The sequence below is a fragment of the Acidaminococcales bacterium genome (assembly GCA_031290885.1).
GTDB lineage: Bacteria > Bacillota > Negativicutes > Acidaminococcales > JAISLQ01 > JAISLQ01.
In genome coordinates this window covers 1-11075 of record JAISLQ010000044.1, presented here as the reverse complement: position 1 = coordinate 11075, position 11075 = coordinate 1, and the positions used below count along the sequence as shown (strand labels likewise).

10 protein-coding genes are annotated in these 11075 nt (G+C 51.4%); 9 read left to right on the top strand and 1 reads right to left on the bottom strand.

Annotated elements, in window-relative coordinates; genetic code table 11:
* The 9 genes from LBO03_05280 to LBO03_05240 form a co-directional block, all read left to right on the top strand.
* Window positions 1-529 (top strand): ribosome maturation factor RimP (locus tag LBO03_05280; protein MDR3349000.1); only part of this gene is annotated, 529 nt, incomplete at its 5' end.
* A 23-nt stretch (window positions 530-552) separates the two neighbouring features.
* The gene (gene nusA, locus LBO03_05275) at window positions 553-1611 is read left to right on the top strand and encodes a transcription termination factor NusA (GenBank protein ID MDR3348999.1); all 1059 of its coding nucleotides are present in this window, start codon (window positions 553-555) and stop codon (window positions 1609-1611) included.
* Window positions 1608-1871, top strand: coding sequence for a YlxR family protein (locus tag LBO03_05270; protein MDR3348998.1), 264 nt, complete (start codon window positions 1608-1610; stop codon window positions 1869-1871). Before nusA ends, LBO03_05270 begins: the two co-directional genes overlap by 4 nt.
* Complete coding sequence (locus tag LBO03_05265; protein ID MDR3348997.1) at window positions 1868-2179, top strand: ribosomal L7Ae/L30e/S12e/Gadd45 family protein; 312 nt, start codon at window positions 1868-1870, stop codon at window positions 2177-2179. The genes LBO03_05270 and LBO03_05265 overlap by 4 nt, the downstream gene beginning before the upstream one ends.
* A gap of 19 nt (window positions 2180-2198) precedes the next feature.
* Window positions 2199-4844, top strand: coding sequence for a translation initiation factor IF-2 (gene infB, locus LBO03_05260; GenBank protein MDR3348996.1), 2646 nt, complete (start codon window positions 2199-2201; stop codon window positions 4842-4844).
* Between the two features lie 13 nt (window positions 4845-4857).
* Window positions 4858-5199 carry a 30S ribosome-binding factor RbfA gene (gene rbfA / locus LBO03_05255; protein ID MDR3348995.1) on the top strand — a complete coding sequence of 114 codons (342 nt, stop codon included), beginning with the start codon at window positions 4858-4860 and terminating at the stop codon, window positions 5197-5199.
* Between the two features lie 15 nt (window positions 5200-5214).
* Complete coding sequence (locus tag LBO03_05250; GenBank protein MDR3348994.1) at window positions 5215-6174, top strand: bifunctional oligoribonuclease/PAP phosphatase NrnA; 960 nt, start codon at window positions 5215-5217, stop codon at window positions 6172-6174.
* Window positions 6174-7031 carry a tRNA pseudouridine(55) synthase TruB gene (gene truB, locus LBO03_05245; GenBank protein ID MDR3348993.1) on the top strand — a complete coding sequence of 286 codons (858 nt, stop codon included), beginning with the start codon at window positions 6174-6176 and terminating at the stop codon, window positions 7029-7031. Before LBO03_05250 ends, truB begins: the two co-directional genes overlap by 1 nt.
* Before the next feature lie 242 nt (window positions 7032-7273).
* Window positions 7274-8197, top strand: coding sequence for a bifunctional riboflavin kinase/FAD synthetase (locus LBO03_05240; GenBank protein MDR3348992.1), 924 nt, complete (start codon window positions 7274-7276; stop codon window positions 8195-8197).
* Between the two features lie 41 nt (window positions 8198-8238).
* Here LBO03_05240 and LBO03_05235 read toward each other — a convergent pair.
* On the bottom strand, window positions 8239-11075 hold a 2837-nt coding region (locus tag LBO03_05235; GenBank protein MDR3348991.1), incomplete at its 5' end, for a PolC-type DNA polymerase III.

Genomic DNA, 11075 nt, shown 5'->3' with positions numbered 1-11075 from the left:
AGAGTGGGTCAATGCCCACTCTTTCAGCTTGTTTGTGTGTCAGGCGCTTTCTCAAAACGGCGCGGGAGGGATTTTTCTGCAAAAAAGCAATAAAATCGAACAAAAAGTGGAAGATATGGTTATGGGCCTGCTTGACGGAACGAACATTGAATTGGCCGATGTCGAATATGTAAACGAAGAAGGTTGGCACCTGCGGGTGTTGCTTGACAAGCCTTCCGGCATAGAAATCGACGATTGCCGGATGGTAAGCGAACGGCTGTCGGAGCTGTTGGATACGGAGGATATAATCAGAACGCATTATTATCTGGAAGTTTCCTCGCCCGGCATCGACCGGAAATTGCGCAAAGAAAAGGACTTTGCCAAATATGCCGGCGCGCTGGTGGATGTCAAAATCAAAAACAGGAAAAGCCCGCTGACGGGATGCTTGGCAAATTGGCCGGCGGAGTTTGTTGAGATTGTTGCCGATGGGCAAAGCGTAAAAATTGAGCGCGCTAAAATTTCTTCAATAAAGTTGCATGTGGATTTTTAAACAAAAACAGGAGGAAACATACAGTGAACACAGAATTGCTTAAAGCTTTTCGGGAGCTTGGTAATGAGAAGGGCATTGTGCCGGAGATATTGTTTGACGCTGTCGAGGCGGCGCTTATCGCGGCGTACCGCAAGAATTTCGGTTCGTCGCAGAATGTGCGCGTGGAGCTTGACCGCAAAGACGGCGACATACATGTCTATGCCCGAAAAAAGGTCGTGGAGAAGATTGACGACGAATACCTTGAGATTACGCTCGCGGACGCGGCGGCCATTGATCCGCGTTATCAGCTTGACGATATTATCGAAACCGAAGTTACGCCGAAAAATTTCGGGCGGATCGCCGCTCAAACGGCCAAACAAGTGGTCGTGCAAAGAATCAGGGAAATTGAGCGCGGGCTTGTTTACGAGAAGTTTTCCAATAGGGAAAGCGATATTGTAACAGGGGTAATACAGCGCATAGAAAATAAAAACGTCTATATTGACCTTGGCAAGGCCGAAGCCATACTTGCCTATAACGAACAGGTGGAAGGGGAACAGTATTGTCCGTTTGAGCGCATAAAAACATACATTATCGAGGTAAAGAAAACCAGCAAAGGGCCGCAGATAATGGTCTCGCGCACACATCCGGGCCTTTTGAAGCGCCTCTTTGAGTTGGAAGTGCCGGAAATACACGATGGGTTTGTCGATATAAAGTCGGTGGTGCGCGAACCGGGGATGCGTTCCAAAATAGCCGTTCATTCCAAAGACGAAAACATTGATCCGGTCGGTTCCTGCGTGGGGCACAAAGGCATGCGGGTACAGACGGTTGTTAATGAATTGCGCGGCGAAAAGATTGATATAGTAAGATACAGCAGCGATCCGGAAGAATATGTCGCCAACGCTTTAAGTCCGGCCAAGGTCCTTTCGGTGGAGGCGAATCTCGCAGAAAAGATCTGCCGGGTGGTAGTTCCTGATTACCAGCTTTCCCTGGCGATCGGCAAGGAAGGGCAAAACGCCCGGCTGGCCGCTAAACTTACCGGCTGGAAAATAGATATAAAGAGCGAATCGCGTTTGGCGGCCGAGGAGGCGATGGAGTTGGCATGAAAGTGAAAAAAATCCCTCAGCGAATGTGCGTCGGCTGCCAGGAAATGAGAAACAAGCGCGATATGGTACGGGTGGTCAGGACTCCGGAAGGGGAAGTGCTCATTGACAAAACAGGCAAAAAGTCCGGGCGCGGGGCCTATGTTTGTATGGACGCGGCCTGCATTGGCAGAGCCCGTAAAGAAAAGCGGTTGGAAAAGGCGTTGGAGAAGGCCATTGGCGATGAGTTGTACCAAAATCTTCTTTTAGTGATAGAAAAATGACCGCGCGGGATAAACTCGGCTTTGCGCTGGGCATGGCGCAAAAAGCTGGCAAACTGGCTTCCGGCGATATGGCCGTGCGTTTTTCCGTAAAGTCCGGTAAAGCGGTTTTGCTTTTATTGGCGGCGGACATTTCGGATAATGCCCGCAAGTGTTTTGCGAACTTGGCGGTCAATGTTGGCTTGCCTGTGATGACAAGCGGTTTGGACAAACATGAACTTGGGCGCGCCGTCGGAAAAGGGCAAAGGACGGCCGTGGCCGTCCTGGACAAAGGGTTTACAAAAATGATCATGGAAAGCATACGGTTATAATCGTTTTGGGGGTGGATTGATGCCTAATAGTAAGTATAGGGTGTTTGAACTGGCAAAAGAGTTCGGCACCCAGAGCAAAGTTATTTTGGATATACTGGCAAGGAACAATATGCCGGTAAAAAATCATATGAGCAGCGTTGACGAAAATGGCAAGGAATTGATAGTACGGACTTTCGCCCGCAAAGCCGATGTGCCGGTAGTTGCCGCGCCGGCGGCCGCAGACAAGCCGCCGGCGGCAAAACCGCAAAAAGTTTCGCCTGAAGAAAAGCATGGTTTGGGAAGAAGCGAAGCGCAGCAACGGAAACCTGCCGACATAAAAACGCCGATAAGGCCGGCGCCGCCGCAGCATGGCGCGGCGGCCGCCCCAATTGCCAGAAAAGCATACGTTCCGGCGGCGCAAACGCCGGCCGGCAAAAAAGACAGGGAATTTTTCCGGCCAAAGACGGAGCAAAGAAACCAGCAGCCTATAGGCGGGGCGGCAAATCGCCAATTTGCCGACAGGCCGCCGGCACAGGCGGCTTCCGGCCAAGGCGCGCCGCCGCGAGCTCCTTTTGCGCCTAAATATCGGCCGGAGCAGCAAAACCGGCCGCGCAATAATTTTGCCCCGCAAGCAAAGGGGACGCAGGCAGTGCCGGGCAGGACGCCTTTTGGCGCGCAAAAGCAAGCCTCTGAACAAGCGGCGCAACCGCAAAGGAAATTTGACGGTCCGCATGTTCCCGGACGGCGGCCGCCGTCCGAACAGACGGCTGACACATCGGCGCGCGGCACCGATAGCCATAAAAAGCCGCCTTATAATGACCGCCGAAAAAACAGACATTCCGAAAAGAAATTCCCGCGCGGCGAACATCCGGAAAGCAGCAAAAATCTCTCCGGAAAGCCGCCGCGCGCGGGCGCTTTTATCATGCCGCCGGCGAGCGCGCAGAAACCTTCAAAAATACAGATACCGGAAGCGATTTCCGTCAAAGATTTCGCTGCGGCCATGAAACGGGAAGTTCCCGAGATTATCAAAACGCTGATGCGGTTGGGCGTGCTGGCGACCATCAACCAGGAGATAGATTTCGATACGGCAACCCTTGCGGCCAACGAATTTAAAGTGGAAGTTTTGCCTTTGCCGCCGGAACAGGATCCGACTGAATTGCCGGAGGTAGAGGACGATCCGAAAAAACGCGTGCATAGGGCGCCGGTAGTTACGATTATGGGTCACGTCGATCACGGAAAAACATCATTGCTCGACACCATCCGCAAGACCAACGTTACCGCGCGGGAGGCCGGCGGCATCACTCAGCACATAGGCGCTTACCAAGTTAATTACCAGGGAAAGAAGATCGTATTTTTGGATACGCCCGGACACGAGGCTTTTACCTCCATGCGCGCCCGCGGGGCGAAGGTTACCGATATCGCCATTTTGGTGGTGGCCGCCGACGATGGCGTTATGCCGCAGACAGTTGAGGCGATAAATCACGCCAAAGCGGCCGAAGTGCCGATAATCGTCGCGATAAACAAAATGGACAAGCCGAACGCCAATCCGGACAGGGTAAAACAGCAGCTTTCCGAACAGGGCATTTTGGCGGAAGACTGGGGCGGCCAAAGCATAATGGTGCCTGTTTCGGCGCATAAGAATGTCGGCATAACCGATCTGCTGGAAATGATCCTGCTTGTAGCCGAAATGCAGGAACTTACAGCCAATCCGGGCATCCCGGCGCAAGGCACGATTATTGAGGCGGAGCTTGATAAAGGCCGTGGGCCGGTCGCCACGGTGTTGGTGCAAAAAGGTACCTTGCGCATCGGCGACAGTATCCTGGCCGGCACGGCCTACGGAAAAGTGCGGGCGATGATCAACGAACGCGGCGAAAGCGTAAAAAAGGCCGGACCTTCCACGCCGGTTGAAGTCCAGGGCCTTTCCGACGTGCCGATGGCCGGGGACATACTCAATGTTACGGACGAACGTATAGCGCGCAGCATAGCGGATAAACGCGTGGCGAAAAAACGGCTGGAGGACATGGCGGCGTCAAGCAGGATAAAAGATATCAAAGGCTGGATAGACGCCATAGAAAAACGCAAGGAACTCAATATAGTTATAAAGGCCGATGTCCAAGGCACGATTGAAGCTTTGTGCCAATCGCTGGAAGGGATAAAAAACGAAGAAGTAAAAGTTGTTTTAGTGCATTCCGGCGTGGGCGGGATAAACGAATCCGACGTTATGCTGGCTTCGGCCTCCAACGCTTTGATCATCGGATTCAATGTAAGGCCGGACGGCAACGCGCGCAAGACTGCCGAGAGCGAGAAAGTGGATATAAGGACCTACAGGGTTATTTACGATGCTTTAAATGATGTTGAAGCGGCCATCAAGGGGATGTTGGCGCCCAAATACAAAGAGGCCGTCCAAGGGCGGGTGGAGATAAGGCAGATAATCACCATATCCAAAAGCCTCATTGCCGGCTGTTACGTCGTGGAAGGGAAAATAAACCGTTCCTGTAAAGTGCGTATATTGCGCGACAATGTAGTCGTTCACGAAGGGGAGCTTGAATCCCTGCGCCGGTTTAAAGACGACGTCCGTGAAGTTATGGCCGGTTTTGAGTGCGGGCTTACAATTGAAAAGTTCCGTGATGTAAAAGAAGGCGATGTAATTGAGGCTTACATCATGGAAGAGGTAAAACCTGAATGATCGGAGTGCGTATATGGTACGGGTACGAGTGGAAAAAGTTCAGGAAATGATCAGGCAGGAAGTAAGCAAGATAATTTTGAACGACCTGAAAGATCCCCGTGTCAAATTGGCTACAGTAACCGCAGTGGAAATGACAAACGATTTGCGCGCGGCAAAGATATATATAAGCCTTTATGGCGGCGACGAGGAAAAGGAAAGATCTTTGGCCGGCCTGAACAGGGCCATGGGGTTTATACGGTCGGAAATAGGGCGGAGGATAAAACTTAGGGCTATTCCCGAATTGCATTTGTGCATTGATAAATCTTTGGAGTACAGCGAGCATATACAGGGAATTTTAGCTAAAATAAACAACTGAAGTCAGGGCTGCGTGATGAAAGAATGTTCTTTGCGGGAAACCGCCGATATTTTGCTGAAAGCTGATAAAATAGCTTTGACCACACATATTAATTCCGACGGTGACGCGCTGGGTTCCTTGCTGGGGCTGGGCGCGGCCTTGGAGCGGCTCGGCAAAGAAGTCTATTTTTTGATTGACGATGTATTGCCTACGCAATACATGTTTTTGCCCGGCATCGAAAAAATTAAAAGGCCGGATGAATTTTTAACCATCAAAGCCGATCTTTTGGTCATACTTGACGCCAGCGATTTTGAGCGTATTGGCAAAGTGGCTGATTTTACCAAGGCGGCCTTTACCCTTAATATTGATCACCATATATCAAACAGCGGACTTTCGGATTTCAGGCTGCTTGACGTCGCCGCCGCCGCAACCTGTGAAATAATTTTCTGTTTGCTGGCGGAAATGGGCGTTGCGATTGACCGGCAAATCGCCGTTGCGCTTTATGCCGGCGTGGTCTCCGACTGCGGGTTTTTCCGTTACGCCAACACTACCGCCAAGACGCTGCGGGTGGCGGCGCAACTTTTGGACGTGGGCGTTGTTCCCAATGAAATAGCTGACTTTATTGAAACCAAGACGGTTGAAAACCTGTATTTGCTGCCAAAAATTTTAGATACCTTGCGGTTTTTTCTTGACGGCAAAATAGCGGCGATAATTGTCCCCATTTCTTTGTATCATAATAATATAGATAGCGACGCTTTCATAAGATATCCGCGCTATGTCAGCGGAGTGGAGGTGGCGCTTCTTTTTAAGGAAATATCGGAAAATATCACGCGCGTCAGCATACGTTCCAAGACATTGGACGTCAGCAAAGTCGCGCTTGAATTCGGCGGCGGCGGCCACATGCGCGCTTCCGGCTGCACTTTGCGCGCGGACATAGTGAGCGCCCAGCAAATTATGGTAGATGTTTTGCGCCGGTACATGGAGGAACCCTGCTGATGCTCTCAGGCGTATTTAACGTATTGAAGCCGCCGGGCATGACATCGCACGACGTTGTGCAGTATTTGCGCGGAATAACTTCCGAAAAAAAAGTCGGCCATGCCGGGACGCTTGACCCAGAGGCGGCCGGAGTGTTGCCGGTCTTTACCGGAGCGGCGACCAGGCTGCTTGAATACGTCCTGATGGCCGATAAATGTTACAGGGCTCGCATGTTGCTGGGCGTCAAGACTGACACGGGCGACGATAGCGGCAATATAACCGAAAGGCGGCCTCCGCCGGATATTTCCGCTGATGAGCTGCGACAGGCCACGGAAAAATTAACCGGCGTTATCCGGCAGGTCCCGCCCATGTATTCCGCCTTGAAGAGCGAAGGCAAAAAGCTGTATCAATTGGCGCGTGCGGGCAGGACTGTTGAGCGGCAAGCGCGAACGATAACAATAAATTATATAAAATTAATAAAAATGACAAAAAATGAAATTCTCCTGGAAATAGATTGCGGCAAAGGCACTTACATCCGTACCCTTTTGGAAGATTTGGCCGCCGAACTGAACACCTGTGCGGTCATGACTTTTTTGCTCAGGATTCGCGCGGGGATTTTTGCCATAGACAAAACGAACACATTAGAGGAAATAGCGGCCAATCCGCGCGCCTGTGTTTTGCCCATCGACTGCGCTTTGGGGCATCTGCCAAGGCTTGCGCTCTCTCCAAATCAAGCGGCGCGGTTTTGCCGGGGAATGAAAACAACCTTAGAGCATCCGCCTGACGGTATTGTCAGCATATATGCGCCTGACGGCGGCTTTTTGGGAATAGGGGAGTCGGACGGGCAAACGCTCCGGGCGCGTAAAGTTCTTAAATGACCGTTTTGCCGCTGTTTGTCCGCCAATTAAATTGCGCATTTACGGAAACCAATCGATTCGCTGTACGCAAAATGCGCGGTATTTAGGCGGTATTTCGGTAGAAACCGCCCTTTGGCGGCAGCCAAAGGGCGGCACCGAATGAGTTATTGTTATAGCGGGATGAGCCGCCTTATTGTCGGCGTTTGCTTTGTGTTTACGGCTAACGATATTTTTGAGACGAGGTATTATAAAAATTGCGAGTATTGAGCAAATTTGAGGATTTTCCGCCAGACTTTAGAGGTTGCGTTTTGGCCTTGGGAACTTTCGACGGAATACACTTGGGACATGTCGATATAATAAATACCGCCAAACAGTACGCCCGCGAACATGGCCAAAAAACCGTGGTATTTTCTTTCAAGAATCATCCGCTGGCACTGATCGCTCCTGAAAGGACGCCTTCCATGCTTTGTTCCGAAAGCCGGAAAAAAGGGCTTTTGCGCAAACTCTCCATAGACGTGCTCTTCAATATGTATTTCGATAAAAACTTCGCAGCGATCAGTTCCGCGCAATTTATCCTTACGTTGAATAAATATTTTGCGCCCTCCTGCATAGTAGTGGGAAACAATTATTCTTACGGTTACTTAGGCGCGGGCACGGCCGCGACTTTGACGCGCGACGGAGAGAAATACGGCTTTGACGTTATCGTGCAGGATCTGGTAAAAGTTGACGATATAGTTGTCAGCAGCACAAACATCCGCAAATACATAATTGCCGGCAACATTGAGAATGCCTGCAAACTTTTAGGCCGCCATTACGCTTTGAGCGGCGAAGTCGTCCGGGGCAACGCGCGCGGACGCACGCTCGGGTTTCCGACGGCAAACCTTAAAATAGCGCCGAAAAATCAAACTGTCCCGGCGGACGGAGTATACGCCGCCGTAGTGAAAATAGGCAAAAAGAATTTGCCGGCGGTTGTCAGCGTTGGCAACAACCCTACTTTTGCCGTGCGGGAGCGCCGGATAGAGGCGCATATTTTAAATTTCGCCGAAGATATATATGGGAAAACCCTGCAACTGTCCTTCGTCGCGCGAATACGCGATGAAAAAAAATTCGCCGATATTGACGAACTTATTTTTAATATAAAACGGGACGTTGCTTTCGCGCAAAACCTCGGCGCCGCGTACAATTGACCGCGGCGCCGAGGTTTTGTCCTTGTTGACAAGCGCCTGTTTCAAAACAAACTTATCTGATTGCTTTCCGGCATATCGTCCAGGCAGCCGTGGGCGGACAGTGCGTCTATTATCGCCTTTGATACGCCAGAACGGGCGCGCAGGTCGTCTTTGGAAGAGAAAAGGCCGGCTTTTCTGGCTTGGGCTATTTTCATCGCCAAATTTTCGCCAAGTCCGCTCAGGGCGGTAAGCGGCGGCAAAATATCTTTGCCGGCAATTAAAAATTGCGTTGGGTGCGAGTGGTAAACATTCACGCGCTGCAATTTTATGCCGCGCAAATACATTTCAAAGGCAATTTCCAAGACAACTAAAAGTTTCTTTTCTTTGGCGGTGGCGTTCTGGCCTTTTTTCTCTATTTGGCTTATTGCGTCTTTTATTGCTTGCCGTCCGGCAAGAATTGTGTCCGCGTCGAAGTCTTCGGCCCGCACGCTAAAATAAGCGGCGTAAAATTCCATGGGACGGTGCGCTTTCCAATAAGCTATGCGGCAGGCGGTCATGACGTAAGCGGCGGCGTGCGCCTTGGGGAAAAGATAGCTTATCTTTTTGCAGGAAGACACATACCATTCCGGCACCTGCTTTTCCCGCAAAAGCGGTTGATATTCGGCGACAAGATTGCTTTTGTTGCCTTTGCGCACGTCTTCCATGATCTTAAAGGCAACAAGCGGGTCAATGCCTTTTTCCATGAGAAAGTTCATTATGTCGTCGCGCGTCGCGATCGTTTCGGATGTTTTGGCCGTGCCGTTTTTGATCAATTCCTCGGCGTTTTTCAGCCAAACCATTTCCCCGTGTGAATAACCGCTTATGCGCACCAATTCATTGAAGGATTTTGGCTTGAGGGTTTCCAGCATTTGCCTGACAAATCTCGTGCCAAACTCCGGTATGCCAAAAGTGCCAACAGGCGTACCGAGTTCTTGCGGCGTAACGCCGAGGGCGTCGGTTGAAGAAAAGAGCGAAAGCGCTTCCGGATCGTCAAAAGGGATAGCCTTTGCCGCTATGCCGGTCGTCTCCTCCAACATCTTTATTATGGATGGGTCGTCGTGGCCGAGTATGTCAAGTTTTACTAACCGGTCGCTGATGGAATGATAATCAAAGTGCGTTGTTATGACGTTGGAAGCGGTTTTGTCCGCCGGGCGCTGTACCGGCGTGAAAAAATGAACGTCCATGTCGTGCGGCACGACCATTATCCCGCCCGGGTGCTGGCCGGTTGTCCGCTTGACTCCCGTGCAGCCGTGGAGCAGGCTTTCGATGCGGGCGTTTCTGACAGGCATGGATTGTTCTTCGTAATATTTGCGGGCGAAGCCTGCCGCCGTTTTTTCCGCGATAGTGCTGATCGTCCCGGCGCGAAAAACATTGGAGCGGCCGAAAAGCTCTTCGGTATATTTATGCGCTTGCGCCTGATAGTCGCCGGAAAAATTAAGGTCGATATCCGGCACCTTGTCGCCGTTAAAACCTAAAAATACGGCGAAAGGTATGTTGTGACCGTCTCCGGCCAAGTCAGACGCGCAGGCCGGGCATTTGCGCGCCGGCAGGTCAAAGCCCGAGCCATAGCTTCCGTCCGTGATAAATTCGCTGTAAAAACAGCGTGGGCAGCGATAGTGCGGCAACAAAGGGTTAACTTCCGTTATGCCCATCATAGCGGCCACGAAAGAAGAACCAACGGAACCGCGGGAGCAGACGGGATAACCGTCTTTGAGCGATTTTGCGACCAGCTTGTGGGCAATCAAATACAACTCGGAAAACCCGTTGCCGATTATGGAATCAAGTTCCAATTTGAGCCGGGCATCCACGATATCCGGCAAGGTTTCCCCGTACAGCCGGCGCGCGTTTTTATAAGATACGCTCAATACCTCGTCGGCCGCCCCGGGCAGTTTGGGCGCGTAAAGCTCGTCCGGGATTGGGTTGAGCATCTGTATTTTTTCCGCGATGGCCAGCGGATTTTCCACCACCACTTCATGCGCTTCTTTTGCGCCTAAATACGCAAACTCCGCCAACATTTCATCCGTTGTGCGAAAAAAAAGCGGCGCTTGTTCGGAGGCGTTTTCGTAATCTTGCCCGCATTGCAAAATGCTGCGGTAAATACTGTCCTCCGGTTCGAGAAAATGCACGTCGCAGGTAGCCACGACCGGCTTGCCCAATTCTTTGCCCAGCGCTACGATCCGCCGGTTCAGCCGACACAAGGCCTCCTCGTCCGCCACCTTGCCTTTTTGGATCAAAAAGCGGTTGTTGCCGTTAGGCTGTATTTCAAGATAATCGTAAAATTCCGCGATCCGCCGAACAATGTCGTCCGGCTGTTTGCTGACCAGCGCCTGATAAAGTTCCCCCGCTTCGCAGGCCGAGCCAAGGATAAGCCCTTCGCGGTATTCTTCCAGCACCTTGCGGGGAATACGCGGCCGTTTATAGTAATACTGCAAATGTGACAGGGAAATGAGTTTGTACAAATTGAAAAGTCCCTTTTGCGTTGCCGCTAAAATAACAATGTGCCAGGAGGCTGATTTTTCCTCCCAGTTTTCGATAAGATAGCCTTCCAGTCCGAAAATGGCCTTTATGCCATTTTTCTTGGCAACTGCGTACGCTTCGGGAAAAGCCTGCGCCACGCCGTGATCCGTTATGGCCGCCGCCTTGTGCCCCCAGAGGGCGGCGCGTTTTATATAACTTTCCGTAGCCATTACGGAGTCCATGGCGCTCATTTTGGTATGGGCATGCAGTTCCACCCGTTTTTGCGCCGCTTGGTCCAGACGCTCCGCCTTTTCCGCCAATATTATGCCGCGCGGCATAAGGACAAGCTCGTTTTGCTCATAGGAGTCATTCGTTATTTTGCCGCAGAGCCGCGCGTAGGCTC

Excerpts from the sequence above, each read along its gene's own strand:
- LBO03_05270 (MDR3348998.1), top strand. The coding sequence starts at position 1,608 with ATGAAAGTGAAAAAAATCCCTCAGCGAATGTGCGTCGGCTGCCAGGAA.
- LBO03_05265 (MDR3348997.1), top strand. The coding sequence starts at position 1,868 with ATGACCGCGCGGGATAAACTCGGCTTTGCGCTGGGCATGGCGCAAAAA.
- infB (MDR3348996.1), top strand. The coding sequence starts at position 2,199 with ATGCCTAATAGTAAGTATAGGGTGTTTGAACTGGCAAAAGAGTTCGGC.
- rbfA (MDR3348995.1), top strand. The coding sequence starts at position 4,858 with ATGGTACGGGTACGAGTGGAAAAAGTTCAGGAAATGATCAGGCAGGAA.
- LBO03_05250 (MDR3348994.1), top strand. The coding sequence starts at position 5,215 with ATGAAAGAATGTTCTTTGCGGGAAACCGCCGATATTTTGCTGAAAGCT.
- truB (MDR3348993.1), top strand. The coding sequence starts at position 6,174 with ATGCTCTCAGGCGTATTTAACGTATTGAAGCCGCCGGGCATGACATCG.